Here is a 24439-nt window from a genome sequence, read left to right on the forward strand (position 1 = left end):
GCGAGGGAGACTGACCATGACGCCGCAGGAACGCCAGCTCGTCGACGAGCTTTTCGATCGGCTTTCGAAACTCGAGAATGCACCGCGCGATCCCGATGCGATCGCCGCGATCTCCGATGGCCTGCGCAAGGCGCCCGGCGCGATCTATGCGCTGGTGCAGACCGTGCTGTTGCAGGACGAGGCGCTGAAGCGCGCCCATGCCCGCATCCAGGAGCTGGAGGCGGCCCACGCGCCGGAGCAGGCGCAGTCCGGCGGCTTCCTGGACTCCATGCGCGAGTCGCTGTTCGGCGCGAGCCCCTCGCGCGGCTCGGTTCCGAACGTGCCGCCGCGTGACTCGCGGCCGGTGTGGAACACCGGCCAGGCGATGCAGCAAACGCAGCCGGGTTACGGCCAGCCGCCCTACGGACAGGCTTATGGTCAGGGCCAGGGCTATGGCGCCCCGCCGGTCGGCGGTGGCGGCGGCTCCTTCCTCGGCACGGCCGCGGCCGCGGCCGCAGGCGTCGTCGGCGGCTCGCTGCTGCTCTCAAGCATCCGCAACATGATGGGCGGACCGCATCAGCAGGCCTTTGGCGATACCAGCATCGCCGGGGACCGCGGCGGCGGCAGCCCGTGGGGCGGCAGCGACCAGTCCGGCGGCTCGCTCGCGCGCGATGCCGGCCTCAACGATATCGGCTCGAACCGCAGCGACGATTCCCGACAGGGCTTCGTCGACCAGGCGTCGAACAACGATCGCAATGACAACGATCAGAACTACGACGACGATCACGACGACGACAACACGGACATGGCCGACGACAGCGATTTCGGCGGCGACGACGATGGCGGCAGCGATTACGCGTAATGCTACTCTTCCTACGTCAAACAAAACGGCCGCCGATAAGGCGGCCGTTCTCGTTTAATGCCCAGAACTCTTCCCTTCTCCCCTTACAAGGGGAGAGGGTAAGGAGCGAGCGCTTGGCCTCACATCACCACGACCTTGGTGCCGACATTGACGCGGCCATAGAGGTCGATGACGTCCTCGTTGCGCATGCGGATGCAGCCCGAGGAGACGTTGGTGCCGATGGTCCAGGGCTCGTTGGAGCCGTGGATGCGGTAGAGCGTCGAGCCCAGATACATCGCGCGCGCGCCGAGCGGGTTTTCAGGACCGCCCTCCATGTGCCGCGGCAGGTCGGGACGGCGGGCGATCATCTCGGCCGGCGGTGTCCAGTCCGGCCATTCGCGCTTGGCCGTGATCGACTTCACGCCGGTCCAGGTAAAGCCCTCGCGTCCGACGCCGATGCCGTAGCGCAGCGCCCTGCCGTTGCCTTCGACGAGATAGAGGAACTTGTTCGAAGAATCGACCACGATGGTGCCGGCAGTTTCCCTGCCGCTATAGTCAACGAGTTGTTTCTCGAATTTCGGATCGAACGGACGCTGCCGCGGGTCGATCCCCTCCTGTTGAACCGCGCCCTGCATCTGCGGGTCACCGCCCATCGGCGGCATACGGCGCTGGTCGTAATAGGCCGGCTGCTGCTGATACATCGGCTGCTGTTGCTGCGGATAATAGGTCCGGCCGCGCCCGGGGGCATCGCCGAACAAGAACTCGATGAAGCCGCCGCCCATGTTCGAATTCATGTTCGAGTTGGAGGCGACGCGCACCGGTGCCGGCGGGACCTGCGGCGCGTAGAGCACCGCGGGCGGATCGTTCGGCACGGTATTGTCGAAGGCGCTCGCGCTGTCAGCGCCGGCCATGAAGGTGCAAGCGCTGCCGAGCAGCGCGACAGACATTCTCTTGAACATCGACGTACTCTGTACTGTTTCGTCTAGATCGCATTCGTCGTGGAGAGCGCCTGGCTGATCCGCGCTTCCCGACGTGGTCAATAGAGATCAAAAGCAAATCGGTTTGGTAAACGTATCAGGCGTTTCGATTCACCACGCTGTCAGCACGGGTGCAATTTGGCGATCAGCGTTTATTTTCGGTGAACGGCGAATTCGCATGGTTAATCGCTCCTTTGCGCGCCGTCGCCCGCGGCCGCATCACAGTTCCCGCTGTGAACTTCGTGTTAAATCGCTTCTGCCTACAAAGACGCGTGAGTGAGGTGGGGGGAGTATCCTAATGGCTGTTCACCGCAAACGTTTTCGCGTCGAGGAAGCTGTCGTCGGCGAGATGCCAATTCCTGAAGTAATCGACGAGGCTCTTCCGATGCATAGCGAGATCATGGCCGAGCTGCGCGCGATCCGTGCACAGATGGCCCGCAGCAGTCACGCAGCCCACGCCGCGCTGCCGCCGAGCGAAACCGTCATGGCGCAGGAAGTTGCCGATGCGCGCGTGATGCTGGAAACCTATCGCGCCCAGATCGAGCAGTGCGAGAAGCTCAAGGTCGAGCTCGACCTCATTCACGACGCCATCAGCCGCACCAAGCGCGAGATCGCGGTGCTGCATGGCAAGAGCTTCAACGGCGAGGAGATGGCCAAGGTCAATGGCGAGCTCGGCGCGGTCGTCGGCGGCACCGAGCAGGCGACCCAGCAGATCCTCGAAGCCGCCGAATCGATCGACCAGGCCGCATCCGCGCTGTCCAAGGTGGACTCGATCGACCAGCAGAAGCGGCTCGCCGACGATATCCAGGAACGCGTCATCTCGATCTTCGAGGCCTGCAACTTCCAGGACCTGACCGGCCAGCGCATCAACAAGGTCATGACCACGATGAAGTTCATCGAGCAGCACATCAATGCGATGATGGACATCTGGGGCGGCGTCGACGCGATCAAGGCGCATGCGCCGCCGATCATCGACACCCGCGACGAGGACGCCAAGCTGCTCAACGGTCCGAAACTCACCGGCGACGTCGGCCATGCCTCGCAGGACGACATCGACGCGCTGTTCGACTGAGCGGACGGAGATAGCGAAAATACAAAACGCCGGCTCTCGCCGGCGTTTTTTTGTCGTTGCGAGCGAACCTCGCAATGACGAGTGGTCAGGCCGCCACCTCGACTACGCCTTCGGCGCGCAGCGGACGTAGACCATGTTGCCGTAACGGGTGGCGGCGTCCTTGTCGATGAAGCGGGTGATCAGGACGCGGCCGTCGAAGGAGACGATCTCGCGATCCTGCTCGCCGGGGGTCGGACCGGACGGTCCGATATAATTCTTGCCGCTCGGCGAGCCCTTGAGCCGCAGTTCCTGCGGGGTCGCCTGGTCGGCCAGATGCATGATCACGCCGCCGGAGGAACCGGCGCCGATCACATAAGGATTCTTGCACTGCGCACGCGCGGCAGCTTCGGTGCGGGCACGATCGGCCGGGTTCTGGAACGAGGCGAGGCCCCAGCGGCCGACGATCTCGTCGGAGCGGATGCTCGCCGGCATTTCCGGCCCGGTGCCGGGCTCGGCCTCGGGTGCCGGCTGGGACGAGGAGAAGGACGGCAGGCTCATACCGCCGCCGCAGGCGCCAAGCAGCAGCGCCAACAATGAGGCGGCGGCCAGATTGGCAGCCGTCCGCGCCTGAGCTGAACTGATCATGGCATTCCCCCGAACAAGACCTTGGCCACACCCCTCCCGCAGCCAAGCGCAAAACCGCTGCCGGGGCAATGACGTCCTTTTATACGCCAACACCACGAACGAGTTTCCGAAAACACCATCCTATATCCGCCTCACCAATCGCTTAACCACCTTTGCTTGACAGGATCGCGGCCAAGCCATATTTCCGGGCGCACTATTAGCACTCGGAAAGACCGATTGCTAAGCGCGCCATTCGACCCTCGGAGAGGTTGGATGGAAGCTCCGCCCTCACCCACTTCCGCTGTTTTCGACAAGCGAGCCTCCAAAGGGAAACGTCATGGCTAAGTCCAAATTTCGTCCGCTGCATGACCGTGTCGTGGTCAAACGTATCGACGCCGAGGAAAAGACCAAGGGCGGCATCATCATTCCGGACACTGCCAAGGAAAAGCCGTCCCAGGGTGAAGTCGTCGCCGTCGGCCCGGGCGGCCGCGACGAGACCGGCAAGCTGATCCCGATCGACCTCAAGGTCGGCGACCGCGTGCTGTTCGGCAAGTGGTCGGGCACCGAAGTCAAGATCGACAACGAAGAGCTCCTGATCATGAAGGAGTCGGACATCATGGGCGTGCTGGCCTAAGGCCATCAGCCTGAACCGCCGCTGAATGCTCCATCGTCATGCCCGGGCCCAACCCGGGCATCCATCGTTCTTCGTATGATGATGAATTGCCGGCCAGGCCCGGCAATGACGAGGGAAAATGCGGCGCCCCATCGATCCAAGTTTTTCAGGAGTTAGAAAATGGCTGCCAAAGACGTCAAATTTTCCGGAGACGCGCGCGAACGCATGCTGCGCGGCGTCGACGTTCTCGCCAACGCCGTCAAGGTGACGCTCGGCCCGAAGGGCCGCAACGTCGTCATCGAGAAGTCGTTCGGCGCGCCCCGCATCACCAAGGACGGCGTCACCGTCGCCAAGGAGATCGAGCTCGAGGACAAGTTCGAGAACATGGGCGCCCAGATGGTGCGCGAGGTCGCTTCCAAGACCAACGACCTCGCCGGCGACGGTACCACCACCGCGACCGTGCTGGCCCAGGCCATCGTGCGCGAAGGCGCCAAGGCGGTTGCCGCCGGCATGAACCCGATGGACCTCAAGCGCGGCATCGACACCGCGGTGGCGGCCGTGATCAAGGACATCGAGAAGCGCGCCAAGCCGGTCGCCTCCTCCTCCGAGGTCGCCCAGGTCGGCACCATCTCGGCCAACGGCGATTCCGCCATCGGCAAGATGATCGCCCAGGCGATGCAGAAGGTCGGCAACGAGGGCGTCATCACGGTCGAGGAAAACAAGTCGCTCGACACCGAAGTCGACATCGTCGAGGGCATGAAGTTCGACCGCGGCTATCTGTCGCCCTACTTCGTCACCAACGCCGAGAAGATGACCGCCGAACTCGAGGACGCCTACATCCTCCTGCACGAGAAGAAGCTGTCCGGCCTGCAGGCCATGCTGCCGGTGCTGGAAGCCGTTGTGCAGTCGGGCAAGCCGCTCGTCATCATCGCCGAGGACGTCGAGGGTGAGGCGCTGGCGACGCTGGTCGTCAACCGCCTGCGCGGTGGCCTCAAGGTCGCTGCCGTCAAGGCGCCGGGCTTCGGCGATCGCCGCAAGGCCATGCTCGAGGACATCGCGATCCTCACCGGCGGCCAGCTCATCTCGGAAGATCTCGGCATGAAGCTCGAGAACGTCACGGTGAAGATGCTCGGCCGCGCCGGCAAGGTCGTGATCGACAAGGAGAACACCACGATCGTCAAGGGCGCCGGCAAGAAGCCCGACATCGAGGCCCGCGTCGGCCAGATCAAGGCGCAGATCGAGGAGACCACCTCGGACTACGACCGTGAGAAGCTGCAGGAGCGTCTCGCCAAGCTCGCCGGCGGCGTCGCGGTGATCCGCGTCGGCGGCGCGACCGAGATCGAGGTCAAGGAGAAGAAGGACCGCGTCGAGGACGCGCTCAACGCCACCCGCGCCGCGGTGCAGGAAGGCATCGTCCCCGGCGGCGGCGTCGCGCTGCTCCGTGCCAAGAAGGCGGTCGGCCGCCTCTCCAACGACAATGCCGACGTTCAGGCCGGCATCAACATCGTGTTGAAGGCGCTGGAAGCTCCGGTCCGCCAGATCTCCGAGAACGCCGGCCTCGAAGGCTCGGTCGTCGTCGGCAAGATCCTGGAGAACAAGTCCGAGACCTTCGGCTTCGACGCCCAGAACGAGGACTATGTCGACATGGTCGAGAAGGGCATCATCGATCCGGCCAAGGTGGTTCGCACCGCGCTCCAGGACGCCTCGTCGGTGGCAGGCCTCTTGGTGACCACCGAAGCCATGGTCGCCGAAATGCCGAAGAAGGACGCGCCCCCGGCGATGCCGCCCGGCGGCGGCATGGGCGGCTTCTAAGGCCTGTTCCTTCCATTACGATCGTGCGAAGGCCGCCTCCGGGCGGCCTTCTTTTTTGCCGATGATACCTCTCGCTTTCCAATTCAACCGACGGCCAAAACCCACTACGGTGGCGCGCCGATTCGATTGCTCGAGGATTTCATCGATGCGCGCGCCTCTGGTCTGCCCGACTGTTCTCCTGGCGGCTTTGCTTGCCGTTTCGCCTGAAGTCGCATCCGCCCAGATGAAGCTGTCGCCGAAGGCCACGGCACCTGGCGGCGTGGAGACGCGCTATTTCACCTCGATCGACGGGCTGATGGACGGTAATGCCGACGTGATCCTCAAGGAGACGCGGCAGGGCAAGACGGTCACCGCGGCCGTGCTCGACGTCTGCTATCCCGTCGCGAAGAATTCCGACCGCAAGGACCGCTTCGTCGCCAACCTCCAGGTCGCGGGCCAGACGCTGACCGGCACGACGCAGAGCGTCGGCGAGAAGGCGCTGGTCACCGTCAAGCTGCTGCGCAAGCCGACCGGCGACACCTTTGAATTCCGCGGCCAGATCTCGATCGGCCAGGTCGTGACCGAGGTCACTTCCCCCGACAATTCCGACCTCAGCGAGAAGGAATTTCTGGACAACCAGACCTCCGACGACGGCATCACGCCGCAGCCGAAGGATTTCACCGAGGTCTCGCCGGAAGCGATCGCGGTCAAGGTCAAGCTCGATGCGGCGACCGACGTCCTGAAGAGCCTGAAGGGCCAGGACGTCGAGGTGACGCTGGCGAGCCTCTCGGTCGGCTGCGACGCGCTCCGCGCCGGCGAGCAGACCATCAACATGTCGGTCGATCCGGAGCGCGCACCCGCGCTGCTCGCCAAGCTCAAGGCGATGCCGGGCGTCACCGCCGCAGGCTGGACCGCAGGAATGACCGAAATGGATCGCACCATCCGCTTCCCTGCCGCCGACTGGCGCGACGGCGACAAGATCAACCGCGACAAGCTCGCTACCGCCGTCTCGAACGTCCTGAGCAGGACGCTCGCAGCGAAGCCGGTCTCGCAGAGCTTCAGCCCGACCACCGGCAAGCTCAAGCTCGTCTTCAAACGGCCGAACCAGGATTTCCCCGCGCTCGAGCTCACCGACACGATCGAGGTCGCCGGCCTCGTCTCCGCGGACAAGCCGGGCTCAACCGACAAGCTCATGCTCTGGATCGGCAGCCCCTCGACCACGACCGCCGACGAGAGCACCGGCGCGAAGCTCAATCTGTCGGACGAGGCGGCGACCGACGAGGAGGGCGACCAGCCCGACGACAACGGCTCGGTCGAGGCGCTCGTCAAGGAGCTGAAGGGCCAGCGCTGGGATGCCGACAAGTCGCTGTGGAAATAGGCTGAGCCGCCACAGCCGTTCGCCGGATTGTTAAGATTCGATTCAGTCTAAGCGGCCATCATCGGTTAGCCGAACGTGGGTCGCATCATGCAAGACCACGAGCTGAGTACCCTTGGAAACATCCGGCCCGGGAATGTGGTTGGCGGCCAATTGCCGAGGCAGCCAGCCAGCCTGTGGGATCTCTTAAGCCACGATCGCGAAGAAGTGCTGGTGCTACGAGACCCCTATGGTGTTCGAGCGCGCACCTTTCTGCTGTTCACGATCGCACTTGTGGCAAGCTTTGGACTGGGATGGGCCGGGGGCCTGAATTGGCCTGCGTTCGCGAGCATGTTTGGCGTCAGCCCGATTGCCCAGAAAGCAGTGCCCTCATTGCGAGCTTCTGAACCAAGATCCGGGGGCAAGATTGAAGGCGCTCGAAAAACGGCCTCTTCCTCCGAGCAAACCGCACCCGCTTTCGTAGGAAGCATTCCCAAGACTTCCACCACCTCGAGCGCGCGCCCGTCGACGGCCTCGCAAGCACATACGAGCCCATCCGCGCCAGCGATGGCAATGAGGCAGCCCCTGGCGCCGGCACCTGAAACGAGGCCGACAACCATCCCCGGGTGGACGGTTGTCGACGTTCGGGACGGAACTGCTGTTCTCGAAGGCCCTGAGGGAATGCGGATGGCCGCGCGCGGCGACACTATTCCCGGGCTTGGGCGAATAGACTCCATCGTGCGCTGGGGCAATCGCTGGATCGTCGCCACCGCCAATGGATTGATTGCGACGCCGTAACCGTCCAACGACGGGGCGCCGGCTGCAACGAAGCTCAATTCCCGTTCATGCGGAAACGCAGCGGCTTCGGGCCGATCAGCGTGAGCACGTCGCCCTGGCGCTTCCAGGTCTCGGTGCCGGCGAGCGCCGCCACGAGTTCGTCATCGGCCTGCGCCTTGGCGGGCGGGCAGGAGCGGTCCTGGATCTGGCCGGGGACGAAGATCACGGTGTTGCCGGCAACCGAGAACTGACCCTTGCCGCCCTTGCACCAGAGCTCCAGCACGACCTCGCCATTGTCGCCGATCTCGATGTTCGGAATCCGCTTCGAGCCGGGCTGCGGCAACGCCTCGAGCGTCATCTCGGTGCCGAACGGGAAGCCCTCCTCGGCAGAAGCAACTCCCGACATCAGCAGCACCGCGACCGCCGCACACATCACCTGCTTGAGCGAACCCATATTGAGTGAACCCATGACACCTCTCGAACCGTCCTGACCCGGCGCACCTTCTATAAGACGGCGGCAATATTGAGAAGGTTCGTGCACCGCAGGCGCAAAAATCCCCGCGGGACTTAACCCGCGGGGATTCGTTACAGCAGGACGCGCGAGGCTACTTCAGCACCAGCGCCGTGAACGGCCAGACATAGGCCTGCAACGTCACGAGCACGCCGACCAAGCAGGCCAGCACGATCGAATGCCAGAACACGAAGCGCAGGATCGTGCCCTCATGCCCGTACCACCGCGTCGCGGTCGAGGCGACCACGATCGACTGCGCATCGATCATCTTGCCCATCACGCCGCCGGAGGAGTTCGCCGCCGCCATCAGCACCGGCGACAGGCCGATCTGCTCGGAGGTGATCCTCTGCAGGTTGCCGAACAGGATGTTCGAGGCGGTATCCGATCCCGTCAGCGCCACGCCCAACCAGCCGAGCAGCGTGCCGAAGAAGGGATAGAGCACGCCGGTCGCCGCGAAGGCGAGACCGAGCGTCGCGTCGACACCGGAGAGGCGGGTGAGCGTGCCGATCGCGAGCATCGCCGAGATCGTGATCAGCGAGATCGCGCACAGCCGGATCGTACGACCATACTCCACCAGCAGGCGCCCCGGCCCAACCCCCATCAGGACGCCGGAGATGATCGCCGCGATCAGCATGCCGGTGCCGGTGAACGACAGATAGGTGAACGAGAACACCGCGCCTTCCGCCGTCGGCTTGGCGGCGACCGGCGGCATCTTGTTGATCATCTGGTGCAGGTCGGGAACGGCGTAGTTCCAGGTGAAGATCGAGTTCGCCCAGGTCTTGAACGCACCGTTGCCCCAGATCAGCATCACGATACAGACGATGATCCACGGCAAGAGCGCGCTCCACAACTCGGACTGGGTGAGCGGCGTCTTGTCGAGCGGCGTGGCCTTTTCCATTTGCGCGGCCGACTCGTCGTGGCCGCGCAGCTCGGGCGACAACCAGAGCTGCTTCGGCTGCCACACCTTCAGGAACAGGATGAGCGCGCCCATCGAGATCAACGACGCCCCGATGTCGACGATCCAGGGATTGATGAAGTTGGAGATCACGAATTGCGGGACCGCGAACGACACGCCGGTGACGAGGATCGCCGGCCAGACGTCCTTCATGCCGCGCCAGCCCGCGAACGCCCAGACCACCCAGAACGGCACGATCAGGGAGAAGAACGGCAATTGCCGGCCGACCATCGCGCCGAGGATGTAGGGATCGAGCCCGGTGACGGACGCAAGGCCCTGGATCGGCGTGCCGAGTGCGCCATAAGCCACCGGCGCGGTGTTGGCGATCAGCGACAGGCCTGATGCGGCGAGCGGCGAGAAGCCGAGGCCGATCAGCACCGCACCGGTGATCGCGACCGGCGTGCCGAAGCCCGAGGCGCCTTCGAAGAACGCGCCGAACGAGAACGCGACCAGCAAGAGCTGCAGGCGCCTGTCCTCGGTGACGCCGCCGATGGCGCGCTTGAGTAGTTCAAAACGCCCGGTGCTCACCGTGACCTGGTAGAGGAAGATGACGTTGAGAACGATCCAGCCGATCGGGAAAAAGCCCGTGACGATGCCGAGCACCGAGGCGCGGATCGACATGCCCGCCGGCATGGTGAAGATGAAGATCGTGATCAGATTGGTGATGATCACGGCGATCACGGCCGCGATGTGCGCTTTCACGCGCCCGCTCGCGATCATGATCAAGAGCGAGACGACCGGAATGGCCGCCGCGATGGTCGACAGCGCCGCGTTGTTCAGCGGGTTATAGATTTGATTCCACATGTCTTCCTCCCCCACGCATTCGTGCGGCAGGACAGCCAGCGTGGACAACCGGCCTGCTTGACGCTGGTAGCGATAACCCCCGAGCCTGTAGCGAATTCCCCTGCGATACGCGGCGGTTCCCATCCGCTCACAAGCTCGCGAAGTCCGAAAGGCCCCCACCCCGCGCCGTCAATGCCCATGCTAGGGTCGCCGACCCGGACAACGCAAATTGCACAACTTGCGACTTTAGTCTAAGCGCGCTTATTTCCGCCGTTGCTACAGGCAGTTGCGCACACCCCCGCAGGAGACCCGCTCTGTGAAGAACATCCGCGCCACGCTCGCGACCGTTTGGCGAATCGCCATCCCCTATTTCCGATCGGAGGACAAATGGGCCGGCCGCGGCCTGCTCGTCGCCGTCGTCGCGATCGAGCTGGCGCTGGTCGCGATCAACGTCCTCGTCAATCAGTGGCAGAACCGGTTCTACAGTGCACTCCAGGCCTATGATCTGGACGAGTTCGTCCGGGAGATCTGGATCTTCCTTGGCCTCGCGTTCACCTACGTCGCACTGGCCGTCTACAAGCTCTATTTGAACCAATGGCTGCAGATCCGCTGGCGGCAATGGCTGACGCGGCACTATCTCGGCGAATGGCTTGAGGGCGCCACGCACTACCGTATGCAGCTCAGGGGCGACGCCGCCGACAACCCGGACCAGCGCATCACCGAGGACGTCAAGACGTTCGTCGAGCAAACGCTGACCATTGGCCTCGGTCTGCTGTCCGCGATCGTGACGCTGGCCTCGTTCATCGTCATCCTGTGGGGCCTGTCCGACAAGGCGCCCCTGCACATTTACGGCACCGATCTCACCATCCCCGGTTTCCTGGTCTGGTGTGCGCTGGCTTACGCGATCCTGGGCACGGCCTTGACGCACTGGATCGGTGTGCCGCTGGTCAACCTGAATTTCGAGCAGCAGCGCTTTGAAGCCGATTTCCGCTTCAACCTGGTCCGGGTGCGCGAAAATTCCGAACAGATCGCGCTCCTGAAGGGTGAAGGCGCCGAGCGAGGGCGCCTGTTGCACCGCTTCGGATTCGTGATCGCCAACTGGTACGAGATCATGAGCCGGACCAAGCGTCTCACCGCGTTCACGGCGAGCTATCAGCAGGCGGCGGTGGTCTTTCCCTATGTGATGGTGGCGCCCGCCTTCTTCGCCAAGAGGATCCAGCTTGGCGACATGATGCAGACCGGCTCGGCATTCGGCAGCGTGCAGGATGCGCTGTCCTTCTTCGTCACGGCCTATCGCTCGCTCGCCGAATGGCGCGCGGTGGTCGCCCGTCTCGACGGCTTCGAGATGTCGGTCAGCTCGGCGGTCCATATCGGCACGCAGGAGCCGACCATCGGCGTCGCGCCAGCCGGCGCAGGCAAGGCAATCGCGCTCAAGCAACTGCTGGTGAAGCTGCCGAACGGCGCGCCCCTGGTCGCGGCCGACAGCTTCACGATCCAGCCGTCGGAGCGGGTGCTGGTGACCGGACCGTCGGGCTCCGGCAAATCGACGCTGTTCCGCGCCATCGCCGGCATCTGGCCGTTCGGTACCGGCACGATCGCCATTCCCGAAAAGGCCAGGCTGATGATGCTGCCGCAGCGGCCGTATTTCCCGGTAGGGCCGCTCGGCGACGCCGTGATCTACCCCGCAGAGCACGGCACGATCGCGGCCGACAAGATCAGGGAGGCGCTGACGGCCGTCGGCATGCCGCGGCTGGCCGATCGGCTCGACGAGGAAGGGCACTGGAACCGGACGCTGTCGCTGGGCGAGCAGCAGCGCCTGGGGCTCGCCCGCGCGCTGCTGCATACGCCGGACTATCTGTTCCTCGACGAGGCCACCGCCTCGCTCGACGAGCCCTCCGAGAACCGACTGTACCGGCTGCTGACGGACAAGCTGCCGCATGCCACCATCGTCTCGATCGGGCACCGCTCGACGCTCGACGTCTTCCATACACGCAAGGTGGCGATGTCTGAGAGTGGCGAGCTCCACATTCTCGGCAACAGCACCGAGCCGGCCGAGGCAGAGCCGAGCGCGGCGCGCTGAGACCGCTCGCGCTGTCCTCCGTAGCGGTCATGGCCGGGCTCGTCCCGGCCATCCACGTCTTGCCCAGTGGCACGAAGGACGTGGATGCCCGGGCATGACGACGGCTATCAATCCGGCGCCTCCGCGAAAGACCTTCGCGGCCCAAAAAGCAAAAAGGGCGGCAGGTTATCCTGCCGCCCTTTTCAGTCAGTCTCGGGAGAAACTTACTTCAGGTTGGTCATCGCCGTCAGGTCGAACGACAGCTTGGCGATACCGGCCGCGCCGCACCAGTTGGAGCCGACGCCGGACGGATTGATCGGAGTGAGGGAGGTACCCTGGTTCACAGCGATGTTGCCGCGGGCAGCAAAGTCGCTGGTGAAGGCGTTGCAGTTACCCTTGGACAGATCAGTGTCGGAGTAACGCAGGTCCAGCGTGAAGACCTTGTAGGTGAAGCCGATACCGATGTTCCAGGTGTTGTAGTCGGCATATTTGATGCCGTTCGGGAAGGTCTGCGTGCCGTAGAAGCTGTCGGACGTACCCAGCCACTGACGGCCGAATTCGCCGGACACATACATGCCGACGCCGCTCGAGCCGAAGATCGTGCTGGGCGCGATGTACTTGCCGGTGATCGACGTATAGTTGCCCCAGGCACCGGAGTTCAGGTAGCTCGGCGTATAGTACTCGTTCACGCCGAACGCCCAGTTGTCGTTCACCGTGTAGGTCATCTTGCCGTAGACTTCGAAGAAGCTCAGGTCCTTCTTGATCACGTTGCCGTTGATCAGGGCCTGCGAGGCGCAATCGGCGCCCTGGAAGTTGCCCGCGAAGTCGACGCCGTTGCCGCCGAAGAAGCAGCTTCCGCCCGGATACAGGTAGCCCCAGACGCCGATATCGAAGGCGAAGGCACCGAAGGTCGGGCGGATACCGCCATAGACATCGATCTCGGCCGCGGCGCGGTTCGGGAAGGAGATGCTCTCACCGGACACGCCCACGTAGAGCTGGAGGTCCTTGGTGACGTTGTAGCGCGGCTCGAAATAGGCCGTGACCGACGGCTTGTGGTTCGACTGCGTGATGCCGCGGAAGATGTAGTCGCTCATGATGCCGCCGCCGAAGGCGACGTCCCACGGGTCAAAGGCGGGCGGCGGCGGCGCCTTCACAGCCTTCACCGGCAGATCTGCCGCCAGTGCCGAACCCGTCACCATTGCCAGCGCCGTTGCCAACAAAGTCACTTTCTTCATTTCGATCCCCATACCAGTCTGAACCCACAGTCGGATCTGGAGCCCCCCAAGGGCGAGCGATACCTGACTGAAAAACAACGGTCGCAATCTGGAGCGGGGGCAGTTAAGCCGGAAGCAAAAATCGACGGCATCTGCTGACTTTTTAGGCGTTCAAGCCTTTCCACGAAAGGTTGTCGCCGTGTGTTGCATTCCGAACACAGCTTTTGCATTCCCCGTGTGTCCGGCACCCGTGGTGCTACGGAGACGGCCATGCTGTGGGGACTTCGGGCCACGAATCAAACCGCAGCATGATTCGGCGCCGGTCCCGGCGATGCGAAAAGGCCGCAGCATCCCGGCTGCGGCCTCCCGTCTTCAGGTCGTTCCGGAGGATACGGGAGAGCCTAGCCGTGACCTTCGGCCGGCGTCGAATCCGCGGAGGGCATCGCCCAGCTTGTTTCCGGTGCGGGCTCGGGAGCCGGAGCCTCCATCGGTGCCGGCGCCTTCGGAGCCGGAGCAGCCTTCGCCTTCGCGCGCTTCTTGGGGGCGGCCTTCTTCGCGGCCTTCTTGGCTGCCGTCTTCGGTGCGGCCTTCTTTGCCGATTTCTTGGCCGATTTCTTGGCTGACGTCTTGGCCGCTTTCTTCGCGGACTTCTTTGCTGCTTTCTTCTTCGCGGTCTTCTTCGCCGCTACAACCTTCTTCGCCTTTTTGGCCTTCTTGCTTTTCTTCTTCTTCGCCTTCGCCATCGTGGTCCTCCTGTTGCCGCCTAACAATGGTTCATCGGGCGTCTTCAGTCGTCACCTCGGGACGCAGCGCCGCTCGACTAGTTCAATGCCGGCCGCGAACCGCCCGTCGCCCAATCGAGAAGCTCAATCGTGTGTACGACCGGAACTGACGTGCCGCTGGCAATCTGCACCATGCAGCCGATATTGCCCGCGGCAATCATGTCCGGCTTGACGCTCGCGATGTTGGCGACCTTGCGATCGCGCAACCTGCCCGCAAGGTCGGGCTGGAGAATGTTGTAGGTCCCCGCCGAACCGCAACACAAATGGCTCTCTGGGACATCTTTCACCACGAATCCATTCTTGGAAAGCAATTCTTTCGGAAGCCCCGTGATTTTCTGCCCGTGCTGCAATGAACAAGCGGAGTGATAGGCGACGACGATGTTGTCGCCTCGCATCGTTGGCGCGAGGCCAAGACCGGCGACGTACTCGGTGATGTCCTTGGCCAGCGCAGAGACCTGTGCCGCATCGGCTGCGAAGTCGCGATCCTCGCGCAGGAGATAGCCGTAGTCCTTGACCACGGTGCCGCAACCGGACGTGGTCACCAGGATGGCGTCGAGCCCCTCCCTCGCCGCTTCCGCACGCCATGCCCTGACATTGGCGCGGGCACGGGCGAGCGCGTCGTCGTCGCGGCCGAGGTGATGGGTCAATGCGCCGCAGCATTGTTCGTCCTTGACCAGGACGACCTCGATGCCGTGCCGGGTCAGGAGATTGATGGCGGCCTGGTTGATGCGCGGCGCCAGCACCTGCTGCGCGCAGCCCTGGAGCAGCGCGACCCGGCCCCGCTTCTTGCCGAGGGGCGCGAACACGCTGCCCGGGGCAGGCCCCGGTGATGGCAGGCGGTGTGGGGCCAGCGCCAGCATCGCCTTGATCCGCTGGATCAGGCCGGGCGTCGGCGACGGCCGCGGGGTCGGCAGGAGCACGGTGAGGGGGCGCGCCAGCCGGGCCAGCCACATGCTGGCTCGGAAGCGCTGCGGGTCCGGCAGGACGAAGGCGAGCAGCGCGCGCAACAGCCGCTCGGCGAGCGGCCTCTGGTAGCGCTGCTCGATCCTGACCCGGGCCTGGTCGACGAGGTGCATGTAGTTCACCCCTGAGGGGCAGGTCGTCATGCAGGCAAGGCACGACAGGCAGCGGTCGATGTGCTTGACCACATCCGCCGTCGGCGCCTGGTCCTTCTCCAGCATCTCCTTGATCAGGTAGATGCGGCCGCGCGGGCTATCGAGCTCGTCGCCGAGCAGCACATAGGTCGGACAGGTCGCGGTGCAGAACCCGCAATGGACGCAGGCGCGCAGGATCTTGTCGGCCTCCGCGATGTCGGGGTCGGCGAGCTGCGCGAGTGAGAATTCGGTCTTCATGCCGCAACGCCCCGCGTCAGCCGTCCACGGTTGAGGATGATCTTCGGATCGAAGCTGGCGCGGACCCGCTCGCTCAGCGCCGCGATCCCAACGGCCTGCGGATGGAACACGTCGACATTGCGCCTGACGTCCTCAGCCGCCCGGATCAGCGTGGCATGCCCGCCGAAGGCATCGACGCGCTGTCGCACGGTCGACGCATGCGCATCGCCCTTCGGCGGCAGCGCGGCCCAGATCAGCCCGCCACCCCAATCGTAGATCACGTCGCCCCCGGTCTCGCGGCCCAATTGCGCGCCGAGCGCTCCACCCGAGGCCGGCGGGCAGACGATTCGCCAGACCGGCCAGGCACCGAGCGCGCCGCCCGCCGCGAACGGCAGGGCGTCGCGGATCGTGGCCCATAGCGTCGCGGACGCCGCATCCTCGATGAGCGTCGCGGTCCCAAACGGCGCCAGCAACTCGCGCAGCGAGCCCGCACGGTGAACCGCGGAGGCCTTGATGCCCTCGAGCCGCAGCACCGTCAGCGCCTCGCCCTGGCCTGCGATGTCGCCAAGGCCGTCCGTCCTGGCGCGGAACGCCGATTTCGGCAGATGCGCAGCGCCGGAGACGTCGTAGGGCGAGCCGAGCGCCGCGGTCATGGCCTTGTTGGCGGCGGCATCGTCGAGCCCGCGGAGCAGCAGCGTCCGCTCGGCCTCAGGCTTCGGCATGACCTTGAGCGTGACCTCCGTCATCACCGACAGCGTGCCCCAGGAGCCGCTAAGCAGCTTGCAGAGATCGTAGCCGGTGACATTCTTCACCACCCTGCCGCCGGTCTTGAAGCTGTCGCCGAAGCCGGAGACGGCGTGCGCCCCGAGCAGATGGTCGCGCGCCCCGCCCGCACGGATGCGCCGCGGGCCGGCGAGGCCCGCCGCGATCATGCCGCCGATCGTGCCGAACGGCGGCGTGCCCAGAAGTGGCGCCGTGTTCATCGGCTCGAAGGCGAATTGCTGGTTCTTGGAATCGATCAGCGACAGCACGTCCGCAAGCGGCGCGCCGGCCTGCAGGGTGACAATGAGCTCGTTGGGCTCGTACGAGGTCACCGCGCTGAGCGCGGAGACGTCGAGCACGGCGTTGGTGGCCATCGCGTGGCCGATGCCGCGCTTGGTGCCATGACCGATGATCTCGAGCGGCTGCTCATTGGCAATCGCCGCGCGCACCACCTCTTCGACGTCTTTGGCGTCTCTGACCTTGAGCGTATCCACACTTCTAGCGGGTACCGAAATTCGCGGCGGAAATCAATTCGACGCATGACGACGGCGCCTCGGAGCGCAGTGGCTTGGGTCCTTCCCCTCATCCTGAGGGGCTTGCCGAGCCGCGCTTCGCGCGAACCCGTTGGCGGCCCCTCACCCTGTGGATCTGGACAGCACCCGCATCGACCCCGCCGCCGAACATCCGCACTTCGATCAACATCGAATCATTGACGCGCAGACTTCGCTATCTATCGAACTGTCCCTTGCGGATAGCTGCGTTCGCCGCGCCCCGCGGGGTCCTGCAAGCGAGGAGTTCCACCATGAACCAACAGACAACGAACCAGCACACCATCCATGATGTGACCGGCGGCGGCCTTCTGGTCGTGGCGCAATGGGAAGCGAAGGCCGACGAGGCCGACCGGGTCGCCGAGATCCTGCGCGGCTTCCTCCCGGAAGCGCAAAGCGAGCCCGGCGTGAAACTGTTCCTGATCAGCCGCGCCAAGGATAATCCGGCCCAGTTCCTGTTCTACGAACTGTTCCGCGACGAGGCGGCCTTCAAGGCCCACCAAGAGAGCGCGCACTTCAAGACCTACATCGCCGGCAAGGCGCTGCCGCTGCTGGCCAAGCGCGAGCGGACTCAATACGGGCTGCTTTAAGTGGCCTTGGAGGGAGGAGCTTGCTCTTCCCTCCGCACGATCCCCTAGAACCGCGGGAGATCCGGAAACGCCAGCTTGCCGGCATGGACATGCATGCGGCCGAGCTCGGCGCAGCGATGCAGGGTCGGAAACACCTTGCCGGGATTGAGCAGGCCCTGCGCATCGAAGGCGCATTTCAGGCGCTGCTGCTGGTTGAGGTCGATCTCGGTGAACATGTCGCCCATCAGATCGCGCTTCTCGATGCCGACGCCGTGCTCGCCGGTGAGCACGCCGCCGAACTCGACGCAGGCGCGCAGGATGTCGGCGCCGAAGGCCTCGGCGCGCTCGATCTCGCCGGGCTTGTTGGCATCGTAGAGGATCAGGGGATGCAGATTGCCGTCGCCGGCGTGGAATACGTTGGCGCAGCCGAGCTGGTATTTTTCCGACAGCTCCCGGATCCGTGCCAGCGCCTTCGGCAGCGCGCCGCGCGGGATGGTGCCGTCCATGCAGAGATAGTCGGGCGAGATTCGGCCCACGGCCGGGAATGCGGCCTTGCGGCCCGCCCAGAACAGGTTGCGCTCGGCCTCCGAGGTCGAGATCTGGCAGGTGGTCGAGCCGCAACCATTGGCGATTGCCTCGACGCGGCTGATCAGTTCGTCGACCTCGATCGACGGGCCGTCGAGCTCGATGATGAGCAGCGCCTCGACATCGAGGGGATAGCCGGCATGGACGAAGGCCTCCGCGGCGTGGATCGCGGGCTTGTCCATCATCTCCATGCCGCCGGGAATGACGCCGGCGCCGATGATCCGCGCCACGCATTCGCCGGCTGCCTCGACTTCTGCGAAGCCGACCATCAACGCACGTGCCGTCTCCGGCTTTTGCAGGATGCGCACCGTGATCTCGGTGATGACGCCGAGCAGGCCTTCGGAGCCGGTGATGACGCCCATCAGATCGTAGCCGGAATTCTCCGTCGACTTGCCGCCGATGCGCAGGATCTCGCCGCTCATCAGCACGATCTCGCAGCCGAGCACGTTGTTGGTGGTCATGCCGTATTTCAGGCAGTGCACGCCGCCAGAATTCTCCGCGACATTGCCGCCGATCGAGCAGGCGATCTGCGATGACGGATCCGGCGCGTAGTAGAAGCCGGCATGCGCGACCGCCTGGCTGATCGCGAGATTGGTGACGCCGGGCTCGGTGACGACGACACGGTTGTCGAAATCGATCTCGCGGATGCGCTTGAACTTGCCGAGGCCAAGCAGCACGCCGTCCTCGAGCGGCAGCGCGCCGCCGGACAGCGAGGTGCCGGAGCCGCGCGGCACCACCTTGATGCCGTGAGCTGCACAATATTTCAGGACCTGCGAGACCTGCTCGGTGGTATCCGGCAGCACCACCACCATCGGCGGCTGCCGATAGGCGGTCAGCCCGTCGGATTCATAGGCCCGCATTTCGGGAGCGCTGTCGATCACGCCCTCGCCGGGGACGATTGCGCGCAGCGCGGCGACGATCTCCGCGCGCCGCGCCAGCACAGCCTGGTCGGCTGCCGGCATCATGATGGCCATTGGACGTCCCTTCCGGCTCTGCGCCGAACGATCAATTTGTCACGACGAATCAAGCACGTCCGCGGTGGTTTGGGTAGGCCCATCCGAAGGTCGCATTGCTTTGTTGCAGCGCAAGTTCTCTCTGGGGCAAGTTTGCTATCGCGAAACCTGTCAAACTTTCGCGGCTTGTCCGCTTGCACCGGACCTGCCAAAACCACGATCCTCAATCTGACCCCCGGGAAGAGACGAAGAGCATCCGATGAAAAAACTGACTTTTGGCGCACTGATGATCCTCACCGTGACCGCGACGGCGTCCGCCGCGATGGCGCAGGATGCCGCCGCCGGCAAGACCTCGTTCAACAAATGCCTGGCCTGCCACGCGATCGGCGAAGGCGCCAAGAACAAGGTCGGACCGGAGCTCAATGGTCTGGACGGACGTCATTCCGGCACCGCGCCCGACTACAATTACTCTGACGCGAACAAGAATTCGGGCATCACCTGGAACGAGGCGACGTTCAAGGAATACATCAAGGACCCGAAGGCCAAGATCCCGGGCACCAAGATGGCGTTCGCCGGCATCAAGAACGAGACGGAGATCAACAATCTCTGGGCCTTTGTCTCGCAGTTCGACAAGGACGGCAAGATCAAGCAGTAACGCAAGTCGCGAGGCGGCCGCTAATCGGCGGCCGCCTGCACCGAGGTGATTGCGTCGCTCATCGCCTCGATCTCGGTCTTGACGAGATCCGGCACCGCGTTCTGCACCATATGCCCGAGATCGGGCAGCACGATCAGCTTCGCATTCGGCACCATCGCGGCAAACGGACGCGCATGGATATTGGTCGACACGGTCTTGTCGGGCTCGCCCGCGATGATGACGACCGGCGCCGAGATCTCGCCATAGCGCGGAGCTTGCGCGGCCACCGACGCCTTCAGCGTCACGAGATCAAAGGCATTGGCGATGAATTCGCGCGGGCGCAGCAGCAGCGGCGTCGCGGAATCCCTTACGAAACCGTCCGGCATCACCTGCGGCAGGAAGACGTTGCGTGCACCGGATTCGGCCAGGACGTAGCCGAGCGGCAGCGTGATGGTGTAGGCGAGCAGCGGACCGATCACGGGCATCGCGATGAGCTCGTTGTAGCGGCCGACGCCGCCGCGCCAGGGATGGGTCACTGGCGCCAGCATGACGAGGCCGGCAACGCGCTGCGGATGATCGAGCGCAAGGCGTGCGCCGAGCGCCCCGCTCCATGAATGCACGACGAAGATCGCGCGCGCGATGCCGAGTTTGGCCAGCGCCTCATCGATCATCCGCGCCTGGATCTGTGGCGTCGAATCCCGCCGCCTCGCCCGGGTGCTCCAGCCGTGGCCGGGACGGTCGATCAGGATGATGCGGTGGTGCTTCGCCAGGAGATCGCCGAGCGGCCGGCGCATCGCTTCGAGATTGGAGCTTGCGCCGTGCAGCATCACGATCGGCAGGCCGGCATCGCGCGGGCCGACATCGACGACGTGAAGCGTCGCACCGTCGACCTCGACCATCTGCCCCTGTGGTGGAAAGGCGCGCTGCAGGGCGAGGACCCCGGCCTGTGTGGCGAGCGCCAGCATGATCAGCGCCGCCACGACTAAGATCACGACCATGAAGACAATCCGGACAATTCTGGGCACATGGCAGCTACGGGTGTTGGAGGCGGCAGTTTCGCTCCGGGCGGCTGATCACCACCACAGGAACGACCGGGCCTGTGGATATGTGCACAATTGTCATTTGGGAAAACTCAGTAAAATCAACGATCTTCCACGACAATACACAAGCCTCGGGCCAGCTTCATGCGGCCGTCATGGCGGCTTCCATATAATCGCCACGGTCGGTTCGGCCATCTAGAGGCGGGTGGGCGCCGATCCTCCTCGCAATCCATGGGAACGCGGGAAAGACCGGTAGGATTGTCATGGTTTGAACCGGAGGATTTTCGATGAGCTTCAGATCCAACGACACCGCGATCGACGAGATCGTCGCGAGCTGCAACGGCGACCTGCGCGGCGCGGTGCGGGCCCTGCTCCTGATCAACGAGCATCTCGAAACTGAGCTCGCGAAGCTCTATGCCGCAGCCGCCGACCGCGGCCTCGCCGAGCGCGGCACCAGCGTCCTGCACTAGGCCGCAACCGGTCTAGTTCGCGCTGTCCTCGTCCTTTTCCTCGTCGGGGGTGACCGCGGGACAGGCGCGAATGGTCGAGCGCGCGAGCTTGGCGTCGGCCTTGGACTTGTAGGGACCGTCCCCGAACCAGATGTCGCCAATGATGACCGGGTTACTGGTCACGATGTCGCATTTGCCGGTGGCGTGGTTGCCGACCACCCAGAACAAACCATCGGCCAGACTGGCGTTGCCCAACGCCAGCAGCAACGCACCTGCGAGGATGAAACGCTTCATGGCTTTTGCTCCTGCCATGGACGTACGTCCGCGGCGGCGGCAACAACACCCCCGCCGAAACATACCCTTGGATCGTAGTTAATTTCCGCGCGCCGCGATCGCTCGAGAACGGCTCGATTTGTCGGCTAGATGTCGCGGCCTTCGACCTTCTCGGTCAGCGCCTTGACCTGCTCGGGGACCTTCTCGAGGTGCGGGTTGATCGCGAGCGCCTTGCGGTAGGCATCGAGCGCGCGCTTCTCGTCGCCGACCTCCTGCATGATCATGCCGAGGCCCGCGAGCGCGCCGAAATGGCGGGGTTCGCGGATCAGCACCTGCTGGATGTCGGCGAGCGAACGGCCATAGTCGTTCTGCATGTAGTACAGCGTGGCGCGCCGGTTCCAGGCCTCGATATAATCGGGCCTGAGCTTGATGACGGCATCCAGCAGCTTGATCGCCACGTCGACCTTCTGTGCATCCACGGCCGCCTTGGCGCGTGCCATCAGCAGCGCCGCGGTGTCGCTCGGGGTCTGCAGCCAGATCGCCCAGATCCGCGCCTCGACATGCTTGGCGCTGGCATCGTCGGGGGCGGCCTTCAGCGCCCCGAACAGGAAATCGAGATTCTTGCCGCGGTCGACCTTGGGAAGCTTCGCCGGCGCCTCGGGCAGCTTCTTCTGCTGCTTGGCGGGCGGGGCGGCCGGGTCGTCCTGCGCAACGGCCGGGGCCAAAGCGGTTCCGGCCAGAACGACGGCCAGACACAGGGTGCGTGCGAACGAGAATCTCACTGCCATGGTGAAAGTCTAAACGCGCAAAGCCGTCCTTGCAAAGCAAGGACGGCGTCAAAGTCGTGTGAGACCGTGGTCTTGTGGGGCGCGCGCAGAACACGCCGCCGGGGCGAAAATCAGCCCTGGCGCGCCTTGAAGCGGCGCTGCACCTTGTTGATCACGTAGACCCGGCCCTTGCGGCGGACCAGGCGGTTGGCGCGGTGGCGACCGCGCAGCGATTTCAGCGAGTTACGGACCTTCATGGCAGAATCCTGAACGTTCGAAAGGCCGTGTTCGGCACTACCGTTTCGGCACGCGCGAATGTGGCAAAATGAGATTTTTCCCGCCGGCGGACCGACCGCCCGGGACGGGGCGGTTTCTAAGCCATGGCGGGACCGAATGTCAATGCGACAGGCTTAATTCCGAGCCGATTAACCCCAGATAGGGCTGAAACGGGCTCATCGCCACGCGGGGAAAATGGCCGGGCCGGCGGGTCCTGCCTGCCAAGCGCTACTGCCCCTTGTCAAATTCGTTATATCATATAATCAATTTGCCAGATCGGGAGGAAAGAAGCCAATGCCGAAATTGAAGCTGCCCAACATCGATGACGTCGTCGCAATCGACATCCACACCCATGCCGAGGAGCCCTGCGGCTGCCATCCCGACGACGGCTATGACGACTTCCAGGCGCAGATGGCGGAGTATTTCAAGTCGCCGAACAAGCATCCGCCGACCGTGCCGGAAACCGCGGCCTACTACCGCTCCAAGAACATCGCCGCCGTGATCTTCCCGGTCGACGCCGAGCGCGAGACCGGCTTCCGCCGCTACAACAATTACGAGATGCTGGAGGTCGCCTCCGACCATCTCGATGTCCTCATCCCCTTCGTCTCGATCGACCCGCACAAGGGCAAGCTCGGGGCGCGCGAGGCGCGCAAGCTGATCGAGGAATACGGCGTCCGCGGCTTCAAATTCCATCCGACCATGCAGGGTTTCTACGCCAACGACCGCATGGCCTATCCGCTCTATGAAGAGATCAACAATGGCGGCGCGATCGCGCTGTTCCACACCGGCCAGACCGGCGTCGGCTCGGGCATGCCCGGCGGCATGGGGATGCGGCTGAAATATTCCAACCCGATGTACATGGACGACGTCGCGGCGGATTTCCCCGACCTCAAGATCATCCTCGCCCACCCCTCCTTCCCCTGGCAGGAGGAAGCTCTGTCGGTCGCGACCCACAAGCCGAACGTCTATATCGACCTGTCCGGCTGGTCGCCGAAATATTTTCCGCCGATCCTGGTGCGCTATATCAACTCGATCCTTCAGGATAAGATGCTGTTCGGTTCGGACTGGCCGGTGATCACGCCGGACCGCTGGCTGTCGGACTTTGCCAAGATCGACATCCGCGACGAGATCCGGCCGAAGGTGCTCAAGGCCAACGCGCGCAAGCTGTTGGGGATCTAGCCGAGAGGTCAACGTGACGATCAGAGCCGTCGTCTTCGACGCCTACGGAACGCTCTACGACATCCAGTCGGTCGCGGAGATCACCGAGGATGCCTTTCCGGGCTACGGCGAGATCATCACGCAGGTCTGGCGGATCAAGCAGCTCGAATACACCTGGTTGCGCTCGCTGATGCGGCGCTACCAGGATTTCGCCACAGTCACGCGCGACTCGCTTGCCTATACGCTGCGCGTGCTCGGGCTCGACTATGACACCGAGGCGTTCGAGCGTGTCATCGAAAAGTACCTGCATCTCGACCTCTATCCGGACGCAACAAGCGCGCTCGCGGCGCTGAAGCCGCGCAAGCTCGCGATCCTTTCCAACGGCAGCCCGGACATGCTGAATGCGCTGGTGCGCAACACCAAGCTCGACCAGCTGCTCGACGCCACCATCAGCGTCGATGCGAAGAAGGTCTTCAAGCCGAGCCCGCAGGCCTATGAGCTGATCGGCGAAGCGCTCGGCACCGAGCCGAACGAAGTGCTGTTCGTCTCATCCAATCCGTGGGACGTATCGGGCGCGAAGGCGTTCGGGCTGAACGTCGCCTGGATCGAGCGGGTGACGCCCGAAGCCATGGCGCTCGCTTGCGTCGAGAACGAACTCGTGGCACCGCTCACCATGTTCAAGGCGATCCGGACCCAGATGGACGAACTTGGGTTTGCGCCGGATCACCGTGTCCGCGCGCTATCCGAGCTGCCCGGGATCGCCGCCCGCCCATAAGTTCGGAA

Annotated in this window: 24 protein-coding genes; 11 read left to right on the forward strand and 13 right to left on the reverse strand. The window is 64.2% G+C overall.

The window, feature by feature from the left end; all coding sequences use genetic code 11:
- The first annotated feature begins 16 nt into the window (after positions 1-16).
- Positions 17-841, forward strand: coding sequence for a DUF2076 domain-containing protein (locus K289_RS0113245; RefSeq protein WP_027551956.1), 825 nt, complete (start codon positions 17-19; stop codon positions 839-841).
- A gap of 119 nt (positions 842-960) precedes the next feature.
- On the opposite strand, the gene K289_RS0113250 is transcribed toward K289_RS0113245, so the two are convergent.
- On the reverse strand, positions 961-1779 hold the full coding sequence (locus K289_RS0113250; RefSeq protein WP_027551957.1) for a L,D-transpeptidase: 819 nt from the start codon (positions 1777-1779) through the stop codon (positions 961-963).
- A gap of 316 nt (positions 1780-2095) precedes the next feature.
- On the opposite strand from K289_RS0113250, the gene K289_RS0113255 reads away from it, so the two are divergent.
- Positions 2096-2869 carry a protein phosphatase CheZ gene (locus K289_RS0113255; RefSeq protein WP_027551958.1) on the forward strand — a complete coding sequence of 258 codons (774 nt, stop codon included), beginning with the start codon at positions 2096-2098 and terminating at the stop codon, positions 2867-2869.
- A 102-nt stretch (positions 2870-2971) separates the two neighbouring features.
- Here K289_RS0113255 and K289_RS0113260 read toward each other — a convergent pair whose 3' ends face one another.
- Positions 2972-3493 carry a hypothetical protein gene (locus K289_RS0113260; protein ID WP_027551959.1) on the reverse strand — a complete coding sequence of 174 codons (522 nt, stop codon included), beginning with the start codon at positions 3491-3493 and terminating at the stop codon, positions 2972-2974.
- A gap of 316 nt (positions 3494-3809) precedes the next feature.
- On the opposite strand from K289_RS0113260, the gene groES reads away from it, so the two are divergent.
- From groES to K289_RS0113275, 3 genes are all read left to right on the forward strand, one after another.
- Positions 3810-4106 carry a co-chaperone GroES gene (groES, locus tag K289_RS0113265; protein ID WP_025033779.1) on the forward strand — a complete coding sequence of 99 codons (297 nt, stop codon included), beginning with the start codon at positions 3810-3812 and terminating at the stop codon, positions 4104-4106.
- 159 nt (positions 4107-4265) lie between these two features.
- On the forward strand, positions 4266-5897 hold the full coding sequence (groL, locus tag K289_RS0113270) for a chaperonin GroEL (RefSeq protein WP_027551960.1): 1632 nt from the start codon (positions 4266-4268) through the stop codon (positions 5895-5897).
- A 145-nt stretch (positions 5898-6042) separates the two neighbouring features.
- A complete protein-coding gene (locus K289_RS0113275) occupies positions 6043-7254 on the forward strand; it encodes a hypothetical protein (RefSeq protein ID WP_027551961.1) in 1212 nt (403 codons plus the stop codon).
- An 808-nt stretch (positions 7255-8062) separates the two neighbouring features.
- Here K289_RS0113275 and K289_RS0113285 read toward each other — a convergent pair.
- Positions 8063-8461: an META domain-containing protein gene (locus K289_RS0113285; protein ID WP_027551962.1), complete on the reverse strand. Its 399-nt coding sequence runs from the start codon at positions 8459-8461 to the stop codon at positions 8063-8065.
- A gap of 151 nt (positions 8462-8612) precedes the next feature.
- Positions 8613-10277 (reverse strand): L-lactate permease, encoded by a 1665-nt coding sequence (locus K289_RS0113290; RefSeq protein ID WP_027551963.1) that lies wholly within the window; start codon positions 10275-10277, stop codon positions 8613-8615.
- 295 nt (positions 10278-10572) lie between these two features.
- Between K289_RS0113290 and K289_RS0113295 the strand changes: the two genes are divergently transcribed.
- Positions 10573-12336, forward strand: a complete 1764-nt coding sequence (locus K289_RS0113295) for an ABC transporter ATP-binding protein/permease (protein WP_027551964.1) — start codon at positions 10573-10575, stop codon at positions 12334-12336.
- 203 nt (positions 12337-12539) lie between these two features.
- On the opposite strand, the gene K289_RS0113300 is transcribed toward K289_RS0113295, so the two are convergent.
- The 4 genes from K289_RS0113300 to K289_RS0113315 form a co-directional block, all read right to left on the reverse strand.
- A complete protein-coding gene (locus K289_RS0113300; protein ID WP_027551965.1) occupies positions 12540-13550 on the reverse strand; it encodes a TorF family putative porin in 1011 nt (336 codons plus the stop codon).
- A 380-nt stretch (positions 13551-13930) separates the two neighbouring features.
- A complete protein-coding gene (locus K289_RS0113305; RefSeq protein ID WP_027551966.1) occupies positions 13931-14272 on the reverse strand; it encodes a hypothetical protein in 342 nt (113 codons plus the stop codon).
- 77 nt (positions 14273-14349) lie between these two features.
- The gene (gene glcF / locus K289_RS0113310; RefSeq protein WP_027551967.1) at positions 14350-15663 is read right to left on the reverse strand and encodes a glycolate oxidase subunit GlcF; all 1314 of its coding nucleotides are present in this window, start codon (positions 15661-15663) and stop codon (positions 14350-14352) included.
- Positions 15660-16898 (reverse strand): FAD-binding protein, encoded by a 1239-nt coding sequence (locus tag K289_RS0113315; RefSeq protein ID WP_027551968.1) that lies wholly within the window; start codon positions 16896-16898, stop codon positions 15660-15662. Before K289_RS0113315 ends, glcF begins: the two co-directional genes overlap by 4 nt.
- Positions 16899-17206: 308 nt before the next feature.
- Between K289_RS0113315 and K289_RS0113320 the strand changes: the two genes are divergently transcribed.
- Entirely contained in the window at positions 17207-17542 is a 336-nt protein-coding gene (locus K289_RS0113320) for a putative quinol monooxygenase (RefSeq protein ID WP_027551969.1), read from the forward strand.
- Positions 17543-17586: 44 nt separating this feature from the next.
- On the opposite strand, the gene K289_RS0113325 is transcribed toward K289_RS0113320, so the two are convergent.
- Positions 17587-19080 carry an FAD-linked oxidase C-terminal domain-containing protein gene (locus tag K289_RS0113325; protein WP_027551970.1) on the reverse strand — a complete coding sequence of 498 codons (1494 nt, stop codon included), beginning with the start codon at positions 19078-19080 and terminating at the stop codon, positions 17587-17589.
- Positions 19081-19318: 238 nt separating this feature from the next.
- Between K289_RS0113325 and cycA the strand changes: the two genes are divergently transcribed.
- Positions 19319-19714, forward strand: coding sequence for a cytochrome c-550 CycA (gene cycA / locus K289_RS0113330; RefSeq protein ID WP_027551971.1), 396 nt, complete (start codon positions 19319-19321; stop codon positions 19712-19714).
- A 20-nt stretch (positions 19715-19734) separates the two neighbouring features.
- On the opposite strand, the gene K289_RS0113335 is transcribed toward cycA, so the two are convergent.
- The gene (locus tag K289_RS0113335) at positions 19735-20691 is read right to left on the reverse strand and encodes an alpha/beta fold hydrolase (protein ID WP_027551972.1); all 957 of its coding nucleotides are present in this window, start codon (positions 20689-20691) and stop codon (positions 19735-19737) included.
- Positions 20692-21020: 329 nt separating this feature from the next.
- Here K289_RS0113335 and K289_RS0113340 point away from each other — a divergent pair, with 329 nt between their 5' ends.
- Positions 21021-21203, forward strand: coding sequence for a hypothetical protein (locus tag K289_RS0113340; RefSeq protein WP_027551973.1), 183 nt, complete (start codon positions 21021-21023; stop codon positions 21201-21203).
- A gap of 12 nt (positions 21204-21215) precedes the next feature.
- Here the strand turns inward: K289_RS0113340 and K289_RS0113345 are convergent, their stop codons facing one another.
- The 3 genes from K289_RS0113345 to ykgO all read right to left on the reverse strand — a co-directional run bounded on the left by K289_RS0113345 (position 21216) and on the right by ykgO (position 22479).
- Complete coding sequence (locus K289_RS0113345; protein ID WP_027551974.1) at positions 21216-21476, reverse strand: hypothetical protein; 261 nt, start codon at positions 21474-21476, stop codon at positions 21216-21218.
- 125 nt (positions 21477-21601) lie between these two features.
- The gene (locus K289_RS0113350; RefSeq protein ID WP_027551975.1) at positions 21602-22243 is read right to left on the reverse strand and encodes a tetratricopeptide repeat protein; all 642 of its coding nucleotides are present in this window, start codon (positions 22241-22243) and stop codon (positions 21602-21604) included.
- A 110-nt stretch (positions 22244-22353) separates the two neighbouring features.
- The gene (gene ykgO, locus K289_RS0113355; RefSeq protein ID WP_006611362.1) at positions 22354-22479 is read right to left on the reverse strand and encodes a type B 50S ribosomal protein L36; all 126 of its coding nucleotides are present in this window, start codon (positions 22477-22479) and stop codon (positions 22354-22356) included.
- A gap of 313 nt (positions 22480-22792) precedes the next feature.
- Between ykgO and K289_RS0113360 the strand changes: the two genes are divergently transcribed.
- Both K289_RS0113360 and K289_RS0113365 read left to right on the forward strand, forming a co-directional pair.
- On the forward strand, positions 22793-23677 hold the full coding sequence (locus tag K289_RS0113360) for an amidohydrolase family protein (protein ID WP_027551976.1): 885 nt from the start codon (positions 22793-22795) through the stop codon (positions 23675-23677).
- A gap of 13 nt (positions 23678-23690) precedes the next feature.
- The gene (locus K289_RS0113365; RefSeq protein ID WP_027551977.1) at positions 23691-24431 is read left to right on the forward strand and encodes a haloacid dehalogenase type II; all 741 of its coding nucleotides are present in this window, start codon (positions 23691-23693) and stop codon (positions 24429-24431) included.
- The last annotated feature ends 8 nt before the right edge of the window (positions 24432-24439 follow it).

It is taken from the genome of Bradyrhizobium sp. Cp5.3, assembly GCF_000426265.1.
GTDB lineage: Bacteria > Pseudomonadota > Alphaproteobacteria > Rhizobiales > Xanthobacteraceae > Bradyrhizobium > Bradyrhizobium neotropicale.